This window comes from Exiguobacterium indicum HHS 31 (genome assembly GCF_001939065.1).
GTDB classification, from domain to species: Bacteria; Bacillota; Bacilli; order Exiguobacteriales; family Exiguobacteriaceae; genus Exiguobacterium_A; species Exiguobacterium_A indicum.
In genome coordinates this window covers 13,928-35,376 of record NZ_MPSZ01000010.1, presented here as the reverse complement: position 1 = coordinate 35,376, position 21,449 = coordinate 13,928, and the positions used below count along the sequence as shown (strand labels likewise).

General features: G+C 45.9%; 26 protein-coding genes. 16 read left to right on the top strand and 10 right to left on the bottom strand.

The features are described from left to right. The first annotated feature begins 41 nt into the window (after window positions 1-41). Window positions 42-842, top strand: coding sequence for a phosphotransferase family protein (locus tag N179_RS15150; RefSeq protein WP_023469090.1), 801 nt, complete (start codon window positions 42-44; stop codon window positions 840-842). Between the two features lie 40 nt (window positions 843-882). On the opposite strand, the gene budA is transcribed toward N179_RS15150, so the two are convergent. From budA to cydS, 3 genes are all read right to left on the bottom strand, one after another. Next, the gene (budA, locus tag N179_RS15145; protein WP_023469089.1) at window positions 883-1,596 is read right to left on the bottom strand and encodes an acetolactate decarboxylase; all 714 of its coding nucleotides are present in this window, start codon (window positions 1,594-1,596) and stop codon (window positions 883-885) included. Window positions 1,597-1,607: 11 nt separating this feature from the next. After that, the gene (alsS, locus tag N179_RS15140) at window positions 1,608-3,299 is read right to left on the bottom strand and encodes an acetolactate synthase AlsS (protein WP_055968796.1); all 1,692 of its coding nucleotides are present in this window, start codon (window positions 3,297-3,299) and stop codon (window positions 1,608-1,610) included. Between the two features lie 162 nt (window positions 3,300-3,461). Beyond that, entirely contained in the window at window positions 3,462-3,563 is a 102-nt protein-coding gene (gene cydS, locus N179_RS17300) for a cytochrome bd oxidase small subunit CydS family protein (RefSeq protein WP_023469087.1), read from the bottom strand. A gap of 176 nt (window positions 3,564-3,739) precedes the next feature. Between cydS and trmB the strand changes: the two genes are divergently transcribed. Together trmB and N179_RS15130 are read left to right on the top strand one after the other, a co-directional pair. Next, window positions 3,740-4,381 carry a tRNA (guanosine(46)-N7)-methyltransferase TrmB gene (gene trmB / locus N179_RS15135; RefSeq protein WP_058264705.1) on the top strand — a complete coding sequence of 214 codons (642 nt, stop codon included), beginning with the start codon at window positions 3,740-3,742 and terminating at the stop codon, window positions 4,379-4,381. Window positions 4,382-4,497: 116 nt separating this feature from the next. After that, window positions 4,498-5,013, top strand: coding sequence for a hypothetical protein (locus N179_RS15130; RefSeq protein ID WP_058264706.1), 516 nt, complete (start codon window positions 4,498-4,500; stop codon window positions 5,011-5,013). Window positions 5,014-5,054: 41 nt separating this feature from the next. On the opposite strand, the gene N179_RS15125 is transcribed toward N179_RS15130, so the two are convergent. Together N179_RS15125 and N179_RS15120 are read right to left on the bottom strand one after the other, a co-directional pair. Then, window positions 5,055-5,411: a DUF1304 domain-containing protein gene (locus tag N179_RS15125; protein WP_058264707.1), complete on the bottom strand. Its 357-nt coding sequence runs from the start codon at window positions 5,409-5,411 to the stop codon at window positions 5,055-5,057. Window positions 5,412-5,480: 69 nt separating this feature from the next. Continuing rightward, the gene (locus tag N179_RS15120) at window positions 5,481-5,783 is read right to left on the bottom strand and encodes a PepSY domain-containing protein (RefSeq protein ID WP_023469083.1); all 303 of its coding nucleotides are present in this window, start codon (window positions 5,781-5,783) and stop codon (window positions 5,481-5,483) included. Window positions 5,784-5,902: 119 nt separating this feature from the next. Here N179_RS15120 and N179_RS15115 point away from each other — a divergent pair, with 119 nt between their 5' ends. Then, on the top strand, window positions 5,903-6,973 hold the full coding sequence (locus tag N179_RS15115; RefSeq protein WP_058264708.1) for a M42 family metallopeptidase: 1,071 nt from the start codon (window positions 5,903-5,905) through the stop codon (window positions 6,971-6,973). Between the two features lie 157 nt (window positions 6,974-7,130). Then, entirely contained in the window at window positions 7,131-8,144 is a 1,014-nt protein-coding gene (locus N179_RS15110; protein ID WP_023469081.1) for a PTS sugar transporter subunit IIC, read from the top strand. 83 nt (window positions 8,145-8,227) lie between these two features. Here N179_RS15110 and N179_RS15105 read toward each other — a convergent pair whose 3' ends face one another. Next, window positions 8,228-8,518 carry a hypothetical protein gene (locus N179_RS15105; RefSeq protein WP_023469080.1) on the bottom strand — a complete coding sequence of 97 codons (291 nt, stop codon included), beginning with the start codon at window positions 8,516-8,518 and terminating at the stop codon, window positions 8,228-8,230. Between the two features lie 126 nt (window positions 8,519-8,644). Here N179_RS15105 and N179_RS15100 point away from each other — a divergent pair, with 126 nt between their 5' ends. The 7 genes from N179_RS15100 to N179_RS15070 all read left to right on the top strand — a co-directional run bounded on the left by N179_RS15100 (window position 8,645) and on the right by N179_RS15070 (window position 13,838). Beyond that, the gene (locus N179_RS15100; protein WP_023469079.1) at window positions 8,645-8,953 is read left to right on the top strand and encodes a thioredoxin family protein; all 309 of its coding nucleotides are present in this window, start codon (window positions 8,645-8,647) and stop codon (window positions 8,951-8,953) included. A 53-nt stretch (window positions 8,954-9,006) separates the two neighbouring features. Next, window positions 9,007-9,804, top strand: coding sequence for a DUF1444 domain-containing protein (locus N179_RS15095; protein ID WP_023469078.1), 798 nt, complete (start codon window positions 9,007-9,009; stop codon window positions 9,802-9,804). Between the two features lie 53 nt (window positions 9,805-9,857). Then, window positions 9,858-10,466, top strand: coding sequence for a YtpR family tRNA-binding protein (ytpR, locus tag N179_RS15090; protein ID WP_075643127.1), 609 nt, complete (start codon window positions 9,858-9,860; stop codon window positions 10,464-10,466). 37 nt (window positions 10,467-10,503) lie between these two features. After that, a complete protein-coding gene (locus N179_RS15085) occupies window positions 10,504-11,241 on the top strand; it encodes a hypothetical protein (RefSeq protein ID WP_075643126.1) in 738 nt (245 codons plus the stop codon). 78 nt (window positions 11,242-11,319) lie between these two features. Then, the gene (gene murC, locus N179_RS15080; RefSeq protein ID WP_023469075.1) at window positions 11,320-12,615 is read left to right on the top strand and encodes a UDP-N-acetylmuramate--L-alanine ligase; all 1,296 of its coding nucleotides are present in this window, start codon (window positions 11,320-11,322) and stop codon (window positions 12,613-12,615) included. Window positions 12,616-12,789: 174 nt separating this feature from the next. After that, window positions 12,790-13,305 carry a DUF2179 domain-containing protein gene (locus N179_RS15075; RefSeq protein WP_023469074.1) on the top strand — a complete coding sequence of 172 codons (516 nt, stop codon included), beginning with the start codon at window positions 12,790-12,792 and terminating at the stop codon, window positions 13,303-13,305. Between the two features lie 92 nt (window positions 13,306-13,397). Further along, window positions 13,398-13,838 (top strand): Dps family protein, encoded by a 441-nt coding sequence (locus N179_RS15070; protein ID WP_023469073.1) that lies wholly within the window; start codon window positions 13,398-13,400, stop codon window positions 13,836-13,838. A gap of 53 nt (window positions 13,839-13,891) precedes the next feature. Here N179_RS15070 and N179_RS15065 read toward each other — a convergent pair whose 3' ends face one another. After that, window positions 13,892-15,004 carry an aminopeptidase gene (locus N179_RS15065; protein WP_029342360.1) on the bottom strand — a complete coding sequence of 371 codons (1,113 nt, stop codon included), beginning with the start codon at window positions 15,002-15,004 and terminating at the stop codon, window positions 13,892-13,894. Between the two features lie 139 nt (window positions 15,005-15,143). Here N179_RS15065 and N179_RS15060 point away from each other — a divergent pair, with 139 nt between their 5' ends. The 4 genes from N179_RS15060 to ccpA all read left to right on the top strand — a co-directional run bounded on the left by N179_RS15060 (window position 15,144) and on the right by ccpA (window position 18,700). Then, window positions 15,144-15,713 (top strand): DUF948 domain-containing protein, encoded by a 570-nt coding sequence (locus tag N179_RS15060; protein ID WP_055968785.1) that lies wholly within the window; start codon window positions 15,144-15,146, stop codon window positions 15,711-15,713. Then, window positions 15,710-16,246 (top strand): YtxH domain-containing protein, encoded by a 537-nt coding sequence (locus N179_RS15055; protein ID WP_023469070.1) that lies wholly within the window; start codon window positions 15,710-15,712, stop codon window positions 16,244-16,246. The genes N179_RS15060 and N179_RS15055 overlap by 4 nt, the downstream gene beginning before the upstream one ends. A 199-nt stretch (window positions 16,247-16,445) precedes the next feature. Beyond that, window positions 16,446-17,531, top strand: coding sequence for a bifunctional 3-deoxy-7-phosphoheptulonate synthase/chorismate mutase (locus tag N179_RS15050; protein WP_075643125.1), 1,086 nt, complete (start codon window positions 16,446-16,448; stop codon window positions 17,529-17,531). A 158-nt stretch (window positions 17,532-17,689) separates the two neighbouring features. Then, window positions 17,690-18,700, top strand: coding sequence for a catabolite control protein A (gene ccpA / locus N179_RS15045; RefSeq protein ID WP_023469068.1), 1,011 nt, complete (start codon window positions 17,690-17,692; stop codon window positions 18,698-18,700). Between the two features lie 53 nt (window positions 18,701-18,753). Here ccpA and N179_RS15040 read toward each other — a convergent pair whose 3' ends face one another. The 3 genes from N179_RS15040 to N179_RS15030 all read right to left on the bottom strand — a co-directional run bounded on the left by N179_RS15040 (window position 18,754) and on the right by N179_RS15030 (window position 21,437). Continuing rightward, window positions 18,754-19,509, bottom strand: coding sequence for a maltotransferase domain-containing protein (locus tag N179_RS15040; protein ID WP_143404496.1), 756 nt, complete (start codon window positions 19,507-19,509; stop codon window positions 18,754-18,756). 105 nt (window positions 19,510-19,614) lie between these two features. Then, entirely contained in the window at window positions 19,615-20,808 is a 1,194-nt protein-coding gene (locus N179_RS15035; RefSeq protein ID WP_055968781.1) for an acetoin utilization protein AcuC, read from the bottom strand. After that, entirely contained in the window at window positions 20,805-21,437 is a 633-nt protein-coding gene (locus N179_RS15030) for an acetoin utilization AcuB family protein (protein WP_023469065.1), read from the bottom strand. Before N179_RS15030 ends, N179_RS15035 begins: the two co-directional genes overlap by 4 nt. Window positions 21,438-21,449: the final 12 nt, after the last annotated feature.

Here is a 21,449-nt window from a genome sequence, read left to right as displayed (position 1 = left end):
GTGCCTTAGGCAAATCTACTAAAAAAGTTGAGCGGATTATAATGGAATTAGATATTTTAGATGCGCTTGGCGAAGGCTGGACCCTTACGCCAGCAGGTGGAATCACAGGAGAAGCGTACATCGCTTCAACCGGACAATCGAAGTTGTTCTTAAAACGAAATTCATCGCCGTTTTTGGCGATTTTATCCGCAGACGGAATCGTTCCGAAGTTATTATGGACGAAACGGATTTATAGTGGGGACGTCATCAGCGCCCAACAGTTCATTGAAGGCGACGAGTTGGAGCCCGAAATGATGGAACGTCCTGAAGTAGCACGTTTGCTTGGGAAAATCCATGATTCGAAGGAATTACTGTTCATGCTACAACAGCTTGACCAGCGCCCGATCGAACCTGATGAGTTATTGCGACAATGTCGCTTGTACTTCCAACCGGATGATCTAGAGGATCCGGAGCTCGTGGAACATGCGATGGTTTACCTCGAACAAAATCTGGAGCAGGTAAGAACAGATGAGCAGGTCGTTTGTCATTCAGATTTGAACCACAATAACTGGTTGACGGGAGCAGATGGTCAACTCTATCTGAACGATTGGGATGATGCGATCATTGCCGACCGTGCGTACGATCTTGGAATGATGTTATATAGTTATGTCGACGAAGCGGCTTGGCCAGAATGGTTCGAACATTATGGACATCCATTGACGAGTGATCTGAAACAACGAATGCACTGGTATGTCGTAGCGCAAGCAGTATTGTCACTCTACTGGTATGAAGATACGCGTCATCCGGATGTCGACGACAGTTATCATTTTCTTGAACAGCTACTTGAATACTCAAACGACTAAAAAGCGTGTCATTCCGAAAGGGAACGACACGCTTTTTTGCTTAACCTTCAGCGATTTTAATTTCTTTTTCAATATCATGACTTTCGAGATCTGCCGATCGATAAGCCGCTGTCGTCGGTAGACGTAAATCAAGTTGCGGCTTTTCTTCGAATGTGACGGTGACGTTCTTAACTGTGTAGTCAAAGACGTGACCACCACCTGCGCGAGCAGCATCGATGAAATGAAGGTGATATCCGGCGACGGCGATACCGTGACCAAATCGTGGTGTATAGTATCCGGCAAGCGTTCCTTCCGTGTGCTCGAACGTACGAGCGCTTTGAGAAGCGACAGCTTCCGTGATTGGAACGAACGGTTTTTCCTGGCGTGCGACGGTGCGTGTCTGAACCTCCGTGAATGTTCCGTCAATCCGGATAGCATAAAAGCTATTGATCGTTGGGAGTTGTTCGTTCAGCCAGTGCTCAAACGTCGCTTTTGACATCTCTTCCGTCACGGTCAGGGTTTGTTCCGGCTCGAAACGGGTTAATGTCGCGAAAGGTGTCGTCGTCTCAGGTTGGAGCGGTCGAGCACTACCATCTGAGCGGAGTTGATAGAATTGACCATCGAATCCAATCATCTCACCGTCTAAGTGGTCAAACGTTCCGATACCGAAATCACGTTGATCAAGAACGGAAGCATACGTGACTTCACTCTCAAATACCCCGTCGAGCAATGCCATCATCGTTGAAATCTGGACGAGTGTTTTATCGTGTGCCATGTGAATCCTCCTTAGTTCAATTGATCGAGATGAACTTGTTCTCCGAGCGCGATGTTGTCGCGGTAATCAATCGGGACGTCGACGATGACGGGACCGTCTGTCGCGAGTGCTTCATCCATGATCGCGGCTAGTTCAGATGGATGATTGACGCGAAGTCCTTTTGCTCCAAAGCTCTCGGCATATTTGACGAGATCAACGTCACCAAATGACGTACCGGATTTCCGTTTGTATTTCATCTCTTGTTGGAACGCGACCATATCGAATCCGCTGTCGCGCCAGACGAAGTGGACGAGTGGTGAGTTCAAGCGGACAGCTGTCTCAAGTTCCATTGCAGAGAAGAGGAATCCGCCGTCACCTGAAATCGAGACAGCTTTTTTTCCTGGACGTACGAGTGTTGCCGCGATTGCCCAAGGAAGTGCGACGCCGAGTGTTTGCATCCCGTTACTAAAGAGAAGGTGGCGTGGTTCATATGAACGAAAATGACGAGCCATCCAGATATAGTGAGAGCCGACATCGACTGTGACCGTGACATCATCCGCAATTTTTTCGCGTAACGTCTTCATGAAATAAAGCGGGTGCGTCAATGGAGAATCCGCGACTGGAGGAACATCGCGATCAACAAGACGTTGATGTAATCCTTCGAGGAATTGCACGGAACTCTCAGGTAAAGTGAGTGGTTGCAGGCGTTTAGCGATCGCATCGACCGTTTTCGCCATATCACCGACAAGTTCACGGTCTGGACGATAGAAGTGGTCAATTTCAGCGCGCATTTGATCGATGTGGACAAGCGTGCGGTCGTGCGTCGGTTGGTTCCAGAATTTCGGATCATAGCCGATCGGGTCATAGCCGATCGAGAGCACGAGATCCGCCTCTGCGAGTAATGCGTCACCCGGTTGGTTGCGAAACAGTCCGACACGTCCATAGAAATTCGATTCAAGTTCACGTGATAATGTGCCGGCTGCTTGGAATGTCTGAACGACAGGAATCGAGACGTTTTTGAGTAACGAACGAATCGCGTGTACGACATCTGGCTGACTCGCGCGCATACCGAGTAACAAAACAGGCAGCTTCGCATCTTGAATCAAGCGAGCCGTCTCTTCGACCCAAGCTTCTGGTGCAACACCGAGCTTCGGTGCTTCAACCGCACGGAATGCCGTGACGTTCGCTTCGCTCAATCCGACGTCTTGAGGGATACTAACGAAAGCAGCCCCGGAAGTCGTTTCTGCTGTACGGAAAGCATTGGATAATACTTCTGGAATGTTATCGGCATCTTGTACTTCCGCGCTGAAGTTCGTAATCGGTGTAAAGAGTGCCTGATTGTCCATCGACTGATGTGTTCGTTTTAAACGATCGGCCCGTGTGACAGCTCCGGCAATTGCGACAACAGGGTCACCTTCAGAGTTCGCCGTCACAAGACCAGTCGCTAAATTCGATGCCCCAGGACCAGATGTCACAAGGACGACACCCGGTTTGTCCGTCAAGCGTCCGATGGCTTGAGCCATGAAGGCAGCGTTTTGTTCGTGGCGTGCAACAATGAGTTCAGGTCCCCGGTCCTGTAACACATTGAAGACGGAATCGATTTTGGCGCCGGGAATACCGAAGATGTAATCGACACCCTGCTCGATGAGTGAATCGACGACGAGATCCGCACCTGTTTTCTTCTGTACTAATTCTTTTGAATCGCTGTTTTTATTTTCGTTCATTACAATTCTCCTTTTTACCAACGTTTTTGGTGTTCGATAGCTGTAATAAATTATCTGTTTCAGAAAAAGTATACATCTGTTTCATGGTAAAACCAACCTAAAATCATTTAGAAAATAAAAAAAGTACCTTGTGTATGATTACACAAGGTACAGAGATTGCCCTTATTCGACGTCGACTTTTCCGAAAGTCGCCCAGACGAACAAAGCAGTGATTCCCAAGACGAGAACGATGGGAGATGCCCAACTAATCAAGAAATCATCCACAGTATAGCCCTCCTTTTCGGTTCTTACGTACCTTAAGTGTATTAGAATGCTCACTATTTCTCAAGTGACGAACTGCTGAACATTCTTCGATAGGAAACGAAGAAGTTCTTATATAATTACCCGAATCATGATAAACTTATCTGCGGATAATTTAAGTTTGGAAAGGATGAACGATAGTGCGTTTACGACATAAACCATGGGCGCAGGATTATATGAAGGAACAATCCTCGATCTATATAGCAGAACCAGCATCTCTTAAAGGAGCATGGGCTAGCGAGTTCAAGAATGATAACCCGATCTACATCGAAGTGGGATCAGGGAAAGGAGCATTCATTACCGGAATGGCGCACCAACACCCGGATATCAACTTCATCGCGATCGAACTATTCGAAAGCGTTGCCGTGACGATCGTTCAAAAATTGGTCGAAACACCACAATCGAACGTTCGCGTCTTGACGGTCGATGCAAAAGACTTACGTGATTACTTTGAAAAAAGTGAAGTGTCCCGCGTGTACTTGAACTTCTCTGATCCATGGCCAAAGACACGTCATGCGAAACGCCGCTTGACGTATAAAACATTCCTCTCGACATATGAAGATATTTTACCAGCGAAAGGTCAAATCCACTTCAAGACAGATAATCGGAAGTTGTTCGAATCGAGTTTGATGACGATGTCAGCATACGGCATGCGCTTCGACTGGATGTCACTTGATTTACATGCGAATGAACCGGAAGATAACGTCCGAACAGAGTACGAAGAGCGTTTTTCATCAATGGGTCAACCGATTTATCGGATGGAAGCAACGTACCAAAATTAATTTAGACAAAAAGTTTTCTTATTTTCCTGGTATTTCTTTCACACTTTTTTCTTATTAATTGGTACAATGTTGTTGACTGAAGAACTTGTACTTATAGGTAAAGGGGGAATTTGGGGATGTGGCAGAAAAGCTTAGCCTTCGTAACGGCGCTCTTTCTCGCATTAAGTATCGGTCAATCGGTACTTGCTGCGGTTGATACCTCAGAAATGACGAAAGCATTAGATGAGGAATTACCAACGACGCATTACGATTATAAAAAAGGTTCGGTCGAAATCGAGGATCCGAAGACGTTCACGAATGAAAAAGGAGAAGAAGTCATCGGCGGGATCGCTGTCATCGAGACAGTCCGTGACGGCATCTTCATCACAATCAAACGTGAAATCCACTTCTTCAATGCCGATAGCGGTAAATTGTTGACGAGTGCCGATGCTGCAAAAGTTGATGGCGTAAAAGAATACATCGACGGTAACTCGGATAATCTTCAACAAAAAGTCGTCTACTGGTTACCGATGCTCTTGATGTTGTTGATCATCGCTGTACCAGCAGTCATCTTATACATTGTTGTTCCACGTCTATACTCGACGACGGAATACATGAACCCGATCTACGAACGCAACGACAACCCGCGTTAATTAAGAAAAAAAGCCTCTATCCAATCGGATAGGGGCTTTTCTCATGCAAGCAACACGAAGATGAAAGCGAGTATGGCAGGCAAGCCTTGTTTGAGTAAAATGGAGCGATTGGCAGTCACGGCGCCATAAAGCGCAGCGATGATGACACATGCTAAAAAGAACAATTGGACAGCCACATCCTGACGAATCAGACCGAATACGAGTCCGGCTGCTAAAAATCCATTATATAAGCCTTGATTCGCAAAAAGTGTCCGAATTTGTTGTGATGCAACAGCTTCGTCCGTTAAACCGAACGTTCGACGAGCCGCTTTGGAAGAAAGAAAGAACATTTCAAGTGCTAAAATATAAAAGTGTTCCAAAGCAACGAGGATAACGAACAGCGTAGCAAGAATCGACATGAATCATACCTCCTTCAGATGAACGTGGAAAAAAGACCGTACTTCGTCGATCGAAGCACGGTCTTTTGATTAAGCGTATTCGAGTAAAGCGCCAGTTTCGGCATCAACTGTGAATTGATACGTTTTTTCGTCATCACCTTCAAGGACCGAGATGCCACCTTTGTAGCTTTGGTAGTCACGTGACTCATATGCGTAAGCCTCTGGTGTTGCAGAGATCCATGCACCTTGGACACGTCCTTTTGCTGAAAATGTGCGTTTCGTGATTTCGAGCGCTTCCTCGGCAGAAAGTTGTTTGTCATCAACGGCTTTCTTCACTGCGAAAGCGGCGACGACAGCTGCTGCCAATCCGATAATCCAATAGCGTTTTTTCATTAAAATTCCCCTCCTTACAGGTTCTATTCCTACTGTACCAAATAATTCGTTCAGAGAGAAACAAAAGGTTAAGTGATAGAAGCAATTTTTTGTATAATGAGAAGCAGGAGGCGATACATATGAATGAAAAAACGAGAGAGTTATTTCGAACACTGACGGAATTAAATGGGGCACCAGGGTTTGAGCACGACGTTCGTCAGTTCGTTCGCGAGCGCATCACACCTGTCACGGATGAGATCGTTACGGATGGACTTGGTTCGATTTTCGGAAAACGAACAGGCGATGCGACAGGACCGAAAGTCATGGTTGCCGGGCACATGGACGAAGTGGCATTCATGGTGACGCAAATCACGAAGAACGGAATGTTACGGATTCAACCGCTCGGTGGCTGGTGGAGCCAAGTGTTGCTTGCGCAACGCTTCTCAATCTGTACGGATAACGGTGTCATCCCTGGTGTCATCGCATCGATTCCACCACACTTGTTGACAGAAGAAGTACGCAATAAGCCGATGGCGATCAAAGACATGTTCATCGATATCGGTGCAGACTCAAAAGAAGAGGCAGAATCGTTTGGAGTACGTCCGGGTATTCCGGCTGTACCATTCTTCCCGTTCACACCGATGGCGAATCCGAAGAAGATCATGGCGAAAGCATGGGATAACCGCTATGGTGTCGGAATGGCGATTGAATTGTTGGAAGAGACGACAGCGGCGGATCATCCGAACGTTTTGTTCTCGGGTGCAACGGTTCAAGAAGAAGTTGGATTGCGCGGTGCGCAAACAGCGACGGCACTCATCGATCCCGACGTCGCGTTCGTCGTCGACGCTTCTCCTGCCAATGATGCATCAGGAGACAAAACGGAATTTGGTCAACTCGGACAAGGCCCATTGCTTCGAATTAAAGACAGTGTCATGATTCTCTCAAAAGAGATGACGGATTACGTCCTCGATACGGCAGAATCGAACAAGATTCCGTACCAATATTATGTCGGTGCAGGTGGAACCGATGGTGGTGTCATCCATCGTTCGAATAATGGGATTCCAACGACAGTCGTTGGTTTACCAGCACGCTACATCCATACGCATGCATCGATCATGCATACAGATGATTATGACGCGGCGAAGGAATTGCTTCGGAAACTCGTCACGAACCTCGATACGACGACGCTCGCGACGCTACAAGTCAAGTGAATGACATGACAGACAGTGGATGTGAATCCGCTGTCTGTTTTTGTTTAATAAGAACGACGTAAGTACGGACTGTCTTGTCAGTTGAAAAAACAATGTAGTCGGATAGAAAGGAGATTTGATATAATGATACGCGATGTTAAGAAAAGGACGTGACAAGATGTTCAAACAAAAAGGGATTTCACTTAGTCCTAAAGTATATTTCATCACCGTATTAAGTTATATGGCACTTGGTTTATTTAGTTCGTTGATCATGGGTCTCATCATCCGAACGATTGGTGAAGGACTGGTGGGGCGTGGTGTAGAGGCGAAGTTTCTCATTCAGTTAGGAGAGCAGGCGATCGCACTGACTGGACCAGCAATCGGTGTGGCTGTAGCGTTTGCACTTGAGGCACCACCGCTGATCTTGTTCGCAGCAGTTGCCGTTGGTGCGTTCGGATATGAAGCAGGAGGACCAGCAGGGAGTTACATTGCAACGCTTCTTGCGACAGAGGTCGGAAAACTCGTTTCAAAGACGACACGACTCGATATTTTATTGACGCCGTTTGTTACGTTACTAGCCGGATTCGTTGCCGGACGTTACGCGGGAAAGTGGATTGGGAAAGGGATGACGGATCTTGGTGAGTTGATTCGTTGGGGAACGGAACGCGAACCATTATTCATGGGAATTTTTGTTGCTACCGTCATGGGTCTTGCATTGACGGCGCCGATTTCGAGTGCCGCGCTTGGAATCATGCTTGGTTTGGATGGACTTGCTGCAGGGGCAGCGACGATCGGTTGTGCGGCACAGATGATTGGGTTTGGCGTCATCAGTTACCGTGATAACGGAATCGGTGGCGTGGTTGCCCAAGGGATTGGTACGTCGATGTTACAAGTAGGGAATATCATTCGAAATCCTTGGATTCTTCTACCGCCGACTGTAGCCGGCGCAATCCTAGCGCCATTTGCGACTGTTCTGTTGATGCTTGAGAGCAATCCGGAAGGTTCTGGTATGGGCACGAGCGGATTCGTTGGTCCGTTGATGTTATTAAAAACGATGGGGTTCGAAATGGAGTATTATCTAGCAGTCGCTGTCCTCTGTTTCCTTGCGCCTGGCATCATCAGTTATTTCATTTATCGCCTATTACGACGTCTCGGTCGGATTCAAGATGGCGATTTAAAAATCGAATATTAAATACAAAAAGCTGATTCTAAAGGATACGCCTGTTTGACCGGATGGTGGACGAACAAGAATATGACTTTTTGAATCAGCTTTTTTCATAAAGAGAATCCGAATGAACTTGAATAAAAACTCGTAAAGAAAACATAGAGGTAAATGAGGTAAAGTGGAGTCAAATACCGCATGCGTACGACGGGCAATTTTCGAGCGAGTCGTTTTCCGAGTGCTTCGAGTAAAATGATGATCGCAAAACCGACGACCAAATACAAAAAGATTTCGGGTAAGCTTCGTTCGGAATCAATGAAGGAATAGCCGTAACGTAAACAACTCGTCATGCCAACGAAGCCGACGAAGCGTTCGAACGGATGTTTGATTGGTTGATCTGCCATAGTGAAGTCCTTTCCAGGTGTTTTCTAGTTGCAGTATAGCAAACCAAGCACGAAAACGCACAGTCACAATTGAATATGCTATGATGAGGGCAATGACTTCTAGGGAAATCAAAGGAGGAAATCATCATGAAAACATTACAATCCAAACAAGAATTCGATACAGCAAAACAAGGAAATGCCGTCTTTTTATTCTCAGCAAACTGGTGTCCGGATTGCCGCTTCTTAGATCCGTTCATGCCGGAAATCGAGCAAACATTTAACGGCTTCGAGTTTTACTATGTCGATCGAGATGATCATATTGAAATTGCCCAGGAAATGGACATCTTCGGAATTCCGAGTTTTGTTGCATTCCGCGATGGTGAAGAGACAGGGCGTTATGTCGGGAAAGAGCGGAAGACACCAGAACAGGTGACAGCATTTTTAGAGACGGTTTAAGAAAAAAGCGAGCGCTGACTCGCTTTTTTTAATGATAGAAAGGATGAATTCGAATGGAACTACAACAAATCCGAAGAATGATGACACAAACATTTGAAGAAGAAGGGTACACGACATATTTCGATCGTGAAAAGTCTGTATTACGAATTGAGCGAAAGAACGATAAATCAGGCGTTGATGTCGGATTGAATCCGCTTGTCGCAAAAGCAAAACGAAGAGGTGTCATCGCAGTCGAAGAGACGATCGAATATATCCGTGCTGTACTCGGACAAACGGATCAAATCTCACTCGTTGGACAAGAGCAAAAAATCTTTCCTGTCATTCGCGCTAAATCGTTTGCCGATACGACAAAAGAAGGAAAGACGCTTGTCAGTACACCACATACAGGTGAGACGAAAATCATGTACGCGCTTGATCTAGGAGCGACGTATCGTTTGATTGATGAGGAGTTACTGGCGTCTGCTGAATGGACAGCTGAACAGTTATCAGAAGCAGCGCGTTTTAATGTGAAATCGCTTGAAGCGCCATTTAAACAAGATGAAGTCGCGGGGAATATCTTTTATTTCTTGAGTCTCGGCGACGGATATGAGGCGAGTCGTGTTTTGAACAAGACGTTATTAGCAGATTATGCGGCGCAAATCGAAGGAGAATTCGCTGTCGGGATTCCGCATCAGGATGTGCTGATTTTCGCGGATATTCGTAATGACGCCGGATATGATGTCTTACAGCAACTGATGTTTGACTTCTTCTCGAACGGTCGGGTACCGGTCACAGCATTACCATTCTTATATGAAGATGGCAATCTGGAACCGGTCTTCGTCCTTGCGAAAAACAAGCAGCCGAAAGAGTGAAGAATCTGATACAATAGGCATTGTGAGAAAGACGGAAGGGAGTCATGGATTGAATGAATGTGTTTTATAATAAAGAGGGCGTCGGTGACGTCTTAATGATCATTTTGGAAGACGCACCACGTGCGGAAGTGACAGCGACTCGTGAAGGAGACGTAGCAACTATCAAGCATGGTGATCGTGTCGTCGGTTACAACCTGTTTGATGCTTCGACTACGTTTACGATCGAGACACAAGGACCGGTTGAATTGACGGAAGAATTGGCAACACGCATCCAAAAGGAACTGGCGAGTCGAGATATCGAATTGTTACTCGAACAAGTGGATTATTCTCCGAAATTCGTTGTTGGGTTCGTTGCTTCTTGCGAGAAGCATCCGGATGCTGATAAATTATCGGTCTGTCAGGTAGAAGTAGATAACGGAACTTTACAAATCGTTTGTGGAGCACCGAATGTAGCGGCGGGTCAAAAAGTAGTCGTTGCTAAACCTGGAGCGGTCATGCCGTCTGGGTTAATCATCCGTCCTTCGGCGTTACGCGGCGTACCATCAAGCGGTATGCTCTGCTCAGCGCGTGAGCTCGGACTTGTCGATGCACCACAAGAAAAAGGGATTCTTGTACTCGATGATACAAAAGCAGTAGGGGAAGCATTCTCAATCGGTCGATGATTCGACCGATTTTTTAACAAGATGGAGGGGTGAACGTATGAGTAATCGTTATGAACAGTCACTAAAAGAGCAGGCTGCCCGGATTCGTCGAGAGCTTGCAGGGGAACGTGAGACAAAGCCGGTGGAACGTCCGAAAAAAGAGGAGCGTGAAGATCGCTTCGTTTTAACGGATGTGCCTTCACCGATTTATGGATTCCAACGTCCGAAGCAATCTGCATCGGAAACCGTAAAAGCTACGGAAGAAACGGAAACGAGTGAACAGGTTTCGGAAACAGTCGAAGAGGGAAATACTGATGAGGTTGCTTTGACGAATCAAGAACTAATCGCGCCAGAAGTCGCATTAGACGAAGCGGAAGCAGATGCTGGTCTTGTACCGGTGACGGACGTCGAATTACTTATACCGGAACCTCACACAAGTGAAGAGCTCGTAAGAGAAGAAGTGCCGACCGTAACCGAAGTAGAAGAAACGGACGAAACTGAAACATCATCCAACAGTGAGACGGTGGAATTATCAGTTGTTCCGACAGAGACATCAAGTGAAGAGTCTGCTGATGAAAAAGAAGCTGAGCAACAAGCGGAGAGCTTCGCACCGACTTTTGATACATCTGCTATTGAAGTAGATCAAGATCCATCTGTTACTGAGGTCGATAAGCCTGTTCAGTCGGAAGTGAAAAAACCGGTCGGACCGCCTGTTAACGTCGTTATGACGACGAAAGACTTGATGGCGATGTATCGCGCACGTCGAGAACAAAATAATTTACATGGTAAAAAATAAATCGGTTTGCTATAATGGTACAGGTTTTGTACCCGAGCCCGATGGTACGGACCGGAACGTGAATTGGAGGGCTTTTATATGACAAAGTATCATTTTGTTGGAATCAAAGGAACAGGGATGAGTGCGCTCGCCCAAGTACTACATGAGATGAATCATGAGGTGCAAGGTTCAGACATCGAAAAGCACATTTTTACTGAAGACGCGTTACGGGCTAAGGGAATTCCATTTTTCCCGTTCAATGCGGATAACATCAAAGAAGATTATGTCATCATCCAAGGGAATGCTTTTGGAGATGATCATCCAGAAATCGCACGGGCAAATGAACTTGGTTTAACCATCCATCATTATTACGATTTCTTAGGACATCTAGCAAATGAATATCGTTCGGTCGCCATTACAGGCTCACACGGAAAAACGTCGACGACAGGTTTGCTTTCACACGTCTTGAGCGGTATCACGCCGACAGCTTTCTTAATCGGAGACGGGACAGGGGCAGGAGTAGAGGATGCGAAAGCATTCGTCTTCGAGGCATGTGAATACAAACGTCACTTCTTATATTACAAGCCGGACTACGCTATCATGACGAATATCGACTTCGATCATTCGGATTATTTCACAGGAATCGATGACGTCGTTTCGGCATTCCAAGAAATGGCGATGCAGGTTAAGCAAGCGATCGTTGCTTGTGGAGATGATGAGCATCTTCAAAACATTCAAGCGAATGTACCTGTTCTCTATTATGGATTTGGAGAAAACAATGATTTCCGCGCGGAAAACGCGACGTCAACGCCAGATGGTACATCATTTGATGTTTATTTACGTGATGATTTCTACGGCACGTTCCTCATTCCAGGATTCGGTCGTCATCATGTCTTGAATGCACTCTCTGTCATTGCGATCTGTCAGTACGAAGGATTGAGCAAAGACGACGTTGCTGAACGTTTAGCCACATTTGGTGGTGTAAAACGTCGCTTCAGTGAGTCGGAATTCGGCACACAAATCTTAGTAGATGACTACGCGCACCATCCAAAGGAAATCAGCGCGACGATTGAGTCGGCACGGAAAAAATATCCGGACCGTGAAGTCATTGCGATTTTCCAACCGCATACGTACACACGCTTGAAATCATTCATGGATGATTTCGCGACTTCTTTACGTGAGGCAGATGCGACATATCTATGCGAAATCTTTGGATCGGCACGTGAGCAGGAAGGGCAAGTTCGCGTCGAAGATCTGCAGGAGAAAATCCCGCAAGCTTCTATTCTGACGCGCGACAACGTTTCTGTTCTACGTCAGCATGAAAATGCTGTGCTTCTGTTCATGGGAGCGGGCGATATCCAGACGTATCAGCATCAGTATCAAAGCGTAAAATAAGCAACAGATCAAAAAGCGTCACTCGACCGGAGTGGCGCTTTTTTTGTCGTATTTTTGAATTATGATAGTAATTTCAAAAAACCGATGAGGAAAATCTAAAATAGGATTGCATCTTGAAATAAAGTTTGAAATAGTGTGTATGTGTTGAAGTTATTAACGGAAAGGAAAGACACCATGGGACAGATTTTACTCATCTTATTGCTCCAGTTGATTTACGTTCCTGTTTTGACATTACGGACGATCATGCTCGTCAAAGGGCGGACTGTCATTGCTGGATTATTTGGCACAGTCGAAACATTGATTTACATTTTTGCACTAGGAATCGTATTCCAAGACTTAACGACACTCGGTATGGTCGTTTATGCGCTTGGATTTGGTCTAGGAATACTCGTCGGTGGATATGTCGAGCGAAAACTCGCCATCGGTTACAATATGATTCAAGTGCATACGCAAGAATTTCCAGCGGAACTGATTCAAGTCATTCGCGATAATGGTTTCGGTGTGACACATTATCAAGGTCAAGGACGAGACGGTGTCCGTTATCGGTTAGATGTGCTCGCGGCTCGAACACGTATGAAAGTGCTTCGTAATCTCGTCGAAGAATACGAACCGAAAGCATTCCTCGTTGCATTCGATTCCGTCGACTTCAAAGGTGGGTATATGTTGAAAGGATTAAAGCGTCCTCGATAGAGCACTTTTCCTGAGAATGATGTTTATTCTTTGTTATTTAAGGATAAAGATGAAATAGAACGTCATTTGAAATCAGGAAAGGGGAATATCAGATGATTAGTAATCATGCAAAATCAGCTTTGAATCAACAGGTAGCAAACTATGGGGTACTGTTCGTCAAACTCCACAATTATCATTGGTACATTAAAGGACCAGACTTCTTAACGCTTCACGAGAAGCTTGAAGAACTTTATACATGGGTATCTGAACAATATGATGTTGTTGCAGAACGTCTATTGATGAATAACGGAACACCTTCTGCGACACTGAAAGAGTATTTAGAGCAAACGACGCTTGAAGAAGCGAAATCGGGGTTATCGGCAGATGAGATGATTGATTCCGTCATCAAAGACTTCCAACAAGTCCGAAAAGAGATGCTCGATGCGATTGAACATCTTGAGGCACAAGACGTGACGGTTGAAGATGATCTACTTGGTCAAGCGAAGGAAATCGAAAAACAAATTTGGATGCTCCGTGCGACATTGAAAAAATAAGATATAGAAAACGGATGACCCCGTCCTATGTAGGACGAGCCATCCGCTTTTTCTTATTTAAGGTTTTCAGGATTGAGGACTTCGAGTTCTGGAAGAACGAAACGACCGTCTTTACGGATCAATACGTCGTCGAACCAGATTTCTCCACCACCGTAATCGGGACGTTGGATGTTGACGAGATCCCAGTGAACGGATGAGTCATTACCGTTGTAGGCTTCTTCGTAAGCTTGACCTGGTGTGAAGTGGAAGCTGCCATCGATTTTTTCATCGAATAGAATATCCTTCATTGGATGCTGAATGAAAGGATTGACGCCGATCGCGAATTCGCCGACGAAACGAGAACCAGCATCTGTATCGAAGACTTGGTTGATCCGATCCGTATCGTTCGCCGTCGCTTCGACGATTTTACCGTCTTTGAACGTCAGTTTGACGTTTTCAAACGTGAACCCTTGATATGGAGACGGTGTATTGTACGAGATCACACCGTTGACCGAATCCTTGACCGGTGCCGTAAAGACTTCACCGTCTGGAATGTTGGCATTTCCAGCGCATTTGATGGCTGGGATATCTTTGATCGAAAACGTTAGATCCGTTCCTGGTCCGACGAGACGAACACGATCCGTCCGGTTCATCAAGTCAACGAGTGGTTCCATCGCTTGACCCATTTTTTCATAATCAAGCGTACAGACATCGAAGTAGAAGTCTTCGAATGCTTCTGTTGATTGATTGGCAAGTTGCGCCATCGATGCGGTTGGGAAACGAAGGACGACCCATTTCGTTCCTTTGACACGATCTTGTGTGTGCATCTTACCAATCGTTTGACCGTAAAGTTTCATCTGTTCAGCCGGCACATCTGACAATTCATTGATGTTATCACCAGCACGTAGTCCGATGTATGCGTCCATCGCTTGCATTTGCTTGCGTTCGATGTCTGCCATCAATTGGAGTTGCTCTTCTGAAGCATTTCGGTATAATTTTCGTAGGATACGATTATCCTTAAGTAAGACGAACGGATGACCGCCAGCCGCGTAGGCAGCTTCAACAAGTGCCTCGACCAGTTCGCGTTCGATGCCGAAGTTTTCAATCAATACTTTTTCACCAGGTTCAAGGGCAACCGAATAGTTAATGAGATTCGTTGCCAGTTGAGTAAGACGTGGGTCACGCATGAAATTTCCCCCTCGAAATGGATTATGTAGGTTTCATTTATCATTGTAACGGAAATAAACCATTTGGAGTAGCAGGAACGACTTGCTACATGTCGAACTATCAACAAAAGACTATGCAAAAAAATTGGAGGCAAGAACCATGGAAATCACATTAGGCGGAGTCGCCGGATTAGTCGCTGCGATCGCATTCGTAGTGCTCGTCATTTTCCTTGCCCGTGTATTAGGTGCTGCGAGTAAGACGCTCAACAATGTAGCCAACACGACAGCAGGACTTGAACGTCAATTAGACGGTATCATGATGGAGACGACAGCGTTGTTACATAAGACGAATCGTCTGGTCGATACGATTGAAGAAAAAACAGAATTGCTTGCACCTGTCGCAAATTCGATCGAAGAACTCGGTACGTCTTTAAACAAAGTGACAGATTCTGTCCGGACAGTATCCGATACGGTCGCTGGTGCGGCGGATACGAATAAAGAACAGATTGCGCAAGCAGTCCGTTGGGGTTCGGTCGCTGTAGAGTTATTTAAGAAAAATAAACCGGCAGAGACTACGGTTCAAAATCATTCGACGGCAACGACGACGGTCGAGAAAAAGCCACGTCGTCGATTCCGGAAAAAGGCAGAGGCGCCGGTCACACCGGAAGTCGTGTCAGTACCGGACGTTGAAAGCATTCCAGATGAGTTGAAGGGAGATCGTAAATCATGACGAAACAACATCCATATCAAGCACAAGATTCTTCTAAAGGAGGAGGCTTCCTTGCCGGAATCATCGTTGGTGGATTGATTGGTGCTGCGGCAGCTCTCCTTTCTAGCCCAAAATCAGGTCGTGAAGTACGCAATCTGATTGACGAGCGTACGGCTCCTGCCCGTCAACGTTTGACGGAACAGACACAAGTCGTCCGCGAAAAAGCTGAGCCACTTGTAGGTGAGTGGATTCAACTAGCGAAAGATAAGGCAGCACCTGTCATTGAAAAAGCGAAGAACAATCCAACGGTTCAAGAAGCGGCACAATATGCGGGCTTTGAGAAGGATCAGGCAAGCATTGATGCTGCTCTCGCGGAAGCGGAGCAACTCGTACGGGACATTGAACGTGAAATCGGCGACGAAGTCGATGGGGCGTCTGTTGCAGAAGAAATCGACACGGAGACGGTCGTTGAACTTTCGGAGTTACGTGAACAGTTAGCAGACGAACAAGAGGAAGACAATGATCCACAGTCTGATGTGAATCATAAGAAATAATCAATACATGAGGAGCTCTCATCATGAGGGCTCTTTTTCTATGTTTCCTTATAGAGGAAACATCAAAAAATTATATGAAAAAACGTAATTTATTTTCATATTTTAAGAAATCATGCAGCTTCTTTATGTACAACAGGGAAAGAGTTCGCTATAATTAGTTGCTATTACGAGCTATATGCTGATTAGGGAGTGGTAGGACATGGATCAACATGCAGAATTAAAAAGATTACGTGATGAACTCGATTTAGTGAATGCAGAATTATTGGAATTGATGAACAGACGAGGTCAAATTGCCGTTGAAATCGGAAAAGTCAAACGAGCACAAGGGCTTGATCGATACGACCCTGTTCGAGAACGTCAAATGCTCGAATCAATTGCCGCTAATAACCATGGACCTTTTGAAACAGGACGCCTTCAGCATGTATTTAAAGAAATTTTCAAAGCTTCTCTCGAATTACAAGGAGAAGATCGGACTCGGAAATTACTCGTATCACGGAAACAAAAACCGACGAATACGATCATCCGGATCGGAGATGCCGTCATCGGAGACGGTTCACAACAATTGATCGCTGGACCGTGTGCGGTCGAGAGCGAAGAACAAGTATTTGAGGTCGCGGAACATCTCGCGAAACATGGCGTGAAGTTCATGCGAGGCGGAGCGTACAAACCACGTACATCGCCTTACGACTTCCAAGGTCTAGGACTCGAAGGTCTAAAGATGTTGAAAAAAGCAGCGGACGCGCACGGTTTGCATGTCATCACTGAAATCATGACACCGAGCGCCGTTGAATCTGCTTTACCATATGTCGACATCATCCAGGTCGGCGCACGCAACATGCAAAACTTCGATTTACTCAAAGAAGTCGGTCGGACGAATAAGCCGGTTCTTTTAAAACGAGGTCTTTCTGCAACGCTCGAGGAATTCATGTACGCGGCTGAGTACATCATGGCGAGTGGTAACGATCAAGTCATCTTATGTGAGCGTGGTATTCGGACGTATGAACGTGCAACACGGAACACGCTTGATATCTCAGCAGTTCCGATTCTGAAGCAAGAGACGCATCTTCCTGTCATGGTCGATGTCACGCACTCGACAGGACGTAAGGATTTACTCTTGCCAACAGCAAAAGCGGCATACGCGATTGGGGCAGACGCTGTCATGGTCGAAGTCCATCCGTTCCCAGCACTTGCGTTGTCTGATGCGAATCAACAACTCGATTTCCAAGAATTCGATACGTTCATCGAAAACTTGACGACTACCTTTCCGGCACTAAACGTTCAATGATTTCCGAAAAAGGGTAACCTAAAGCGAATGAAAACGTTTTACAATGAAGGAAGAATGGGAAAAGAAAACTATCTTTTCCTGTCTTCCTTTCGTGTTGCCTAAAAATGAAAACGAAATGAAAACACTTGAGATGGATCATACTAAAGGAGGAATTTGTTTTGAATAGTAATATTACGATTTACGATGTCGCGCGAGAGGCTGCTGTTTCGATGGCGACCGTATCGCGTGTCGTCAACGGAAACCCGAATGTCAAACCATCTACACGAAAGAAGGTCCAAGACGCAATCGAACAGCTTGGTTATCGTCCAAACGCTGTTGCCCGTGGACTGGCAAGTAAAAAAACAACGACGGTCGGTGTCATCGTGCCCGATATCTCGAACATCTTCTTTGCGGATTTAGCACGCGGGATTGAGGATGTCGCGACAATGTATAAATATAACATCATTTTATGTAACTCCGACCAAAACCGGGAAAAAGAGATTCATTTGCTCAATACATTACTCGGAAAACAGGTGGATGGAATCATCTTCATGGGTGGACGTTTGCATGAGGATCTCGTTCGTGAGTTCAAAACATCACCGGTTCCGATCGTTCTTGCTGCGACGTTGAATCAAGATTATGATCTTCCTGCCGTCAATATCGATTATGAGAGTGCTGCGCACGATGCTGTTAAGTCTTTGATTGACCGTGGACATGAACGGATTGGATTCATCACTGGACCACTCGAACAGCAAATCAATGGTGAAAAGAAATTTGCGGGTTATCGCCGAGCACTCGAAGAAGCAAATCTTCCGTTTAACGAGCAAAATGTCGTCCTTGGAAACTATACGTATGATTCAGGAATGAAGGCGATGAATCAATTGCTTGAACTTGGAGAAGATTGCCCACGCGCGATTTTTGCTGGAACGGATGAGATGGCTCTTGGTGTCATCCATGCCTTACAGGATGCGGGACACCGTGTACCGGAAGACTTCGAAGTCATCGGACACGATAACACACGTCTTGCAACGATGATTCGTCCGAAACTGACGACTGTCGTTCAACCGATGTATGATATCGGAGCAGTCTCGATGCGTCTATTGACGAAAATCTTGAACAAAGAAGAAATTGAAACGAACGATGTCACGTTACCACACCGGATCGAACAACGGGATTCGACACGTCCTTAATCGAAAAAACGTCTCTTCTCTCAAGCAAGCTGCTTGAAAAAAGAGACGTTTTTTTATTTCGCGACGGTAATAAGTTCATCTTGGTGATGGTGGAGTTGGTCATTTTCGACATGGAGTCGAACCGTCGTCTGACCAGGTGCAGTCAATGTTACTTTCCCGCTGTAAGCATCATCCTTTTTTTCTAGAGGAACGTAGTTATGCTTTTCAATGCCCGTTTCAATGACTTCCACTTGTACGTTCGCTTTTAGCGGTTTCCCATCGAGGAAAACATGAAAGGAGACGGGAAGTTCAGCACCAGCTTTCGCTTTTGTTGCGCCCATGTAATGGACAGACAGACCGTCGACGGCTTCGTGATCATGTCCATGCTCGTGCGATGCTTCCTCTTTTTCATGTGAATGATCCATGACGACGAATGAGATCTTATCCATATGATGGAGTCCTTTTTTATCATTGATATGATACAGTCCTTCATACTCACCTTCAGCAAGTTTAGCTTCTGCTTGATAAGAACCGGTCTTTTTCAAGGTTGCCTTGAACTTTTGATGGGCACCGTCTTGTTTTCCGGCTTCCCAAACTTCAAATGTCACGTCCTCAAGATTGACTGGTTTCTTTTGTTCGACAGCTGACGCTTTAAAAACAACTTTATCTTCTTCCATTGTCTTGGCTGGAACATTAACGTTGACCTCGACCGTCGGTTTTCCTGACCCTTGCATGTTATCGTGATCCATTGCCTGTTTTTCATTGCCGCACCCTGCGAGTACGATCCCCGTCGATAGAATAAGACCGGAATAAAGCCATGCCTTTTTCATGATGATTCCCCCAACTATTATTCATTTACTAAGTAAAAATTCCATATTTAGTATAGCAACAAGTTGTGAACTCCGAACGAAATAAATGTGAAGATAAAAAGTCAATTAATCAATGGAGTAAGGGGAAGTCGCAGTCAATTGTTTCTTACGCTCATCACTTACGAACGGCCAAATCAGTCGTTTGACGGTCTCCCAATTTTTTTCTTCGATTTCAGGTCGTCGCGGAATGGTGGGGTAGAGTGGTGTTGGATCATGCCAGTGTGTTGGTGGGGGTGTTTCTTGTCCACTCCAACGTTTTTGCCATGAAGTAGGAATCTCTCCGTGAAACGGAGCTTGTCCGGTCATGGCAGCAAAAACTTGACTCCACGCGCGGGGGACGACACGATACCAGTCATAGCCACCGCCTCCTAAAGCAACGATTTTTCCATTCGTATATTTATTTGCTGCAGCGACGGCGATTTGAGGGATCTGCTCATAACTTTTCATCGTTAAGGATAAATGAGTCAATGGATCAAGCGCGTGTGCATCGGCACCATTTTGCGTAATGATGAGATCTGGTTGGAACAATTCGCAGGCTTCAAAGAGTGCCGTCTCATACGCGAGTAAAAACGAATCATCTTCCGTAAAGGCGTCCAGTGGCACGTTCCAGCTGAATCCATACCCTTCTTCAGACCCCCGTTCCGTCACCATTCCCGTTCCTGGAAATAAGTAGCGACCCGTCTCATGGAGAGACAATGTCATGACGTCCTTTCGATTATAAAAGGCCCATTGTACACCATCACCGTGATGGGCGTCTGTATCGACATAAAGAATTTTACAGTGATATTTTTCAATCATGGCTGCCATGGCGACAGCGGTATCGTTATAGACACAAAAACCAGAGGCACGTCCACGGAATCCGTGATGCAATCCACCGCCGATATGAAAGGTCCGTTTATATTGACCAGATAAGACGAGATCACACGCTTCGATCGTGCCGCCGACAAGGAGAGAAGCGCCCGAATGCATCCCTTGAAACAAAGGGGTATCTTCTGTCCCAAGACCATACATCTGTGCCTTGAGGGGGGTTAATGCTCCGGTTCCAGCTGCTTTGACGGCGGCAATATAATCCTGATCATGAACGAGTGACAATTCTTCATCAGTCGCATGACGTGGCGCGATACAAGGAATGTCATCTAATTGATGCATCGCTTCAAGCAAGGAAACAGTTAATTCGAGGCGAATCGGATTGAATGGATGTGTCTCCGAAAACCGATAAGTCGCTTCTTCAGGACTGTACAGATAAGCAAAATCCTTCATCTGCTCACATCCGGTCCAAGTACATCGAATCCTTCTTTGCGCAACTTTTCGATGATCCGAATCGGATTCATCGTCTGGACACGAAACGCAACGATCCGGACATACGGATCGTCTGTTGGATATACGAGTACATTTAAGATATTGATATTCGTTTTGGCAAGCAGTGCGGCAATCTTTGCTAATGTTCCAGCAGTGTTCTCAACACGGATTTCGATTTGAGAACTTGGTTCGAGTGCACCTGTCAATTGAACGAATGTCCGCAACAAATCCGTTTCCGTGACGACACCGACAAGGCGTCGACCGCGGACGATTGGCAGACACGTCAATCGGTATTCATAAAACAGCACAGCCGCATCTTCGAGAAAATCGAGCGGATGAGCCGTGACAGGACTTTCAATCATGATGCTTGAGACCGGATACTGTAGGTCTTGTTTTGCTGTATCCGGATGAAAGATACTACTTGCGCTTTGAATTTCCTTTAATCCGACAAGACCGACGAGTTCATGGCGGGCATTGACGACAAGAACATGACGAATCTGATGACGTTGCATGAGTTCGACCGCATGCGCGATGGAATTCGTCGGTTGCATCGTGATGCACGTCGTATTCATGATTTGTTCGATTAACATGACGATTCCTCC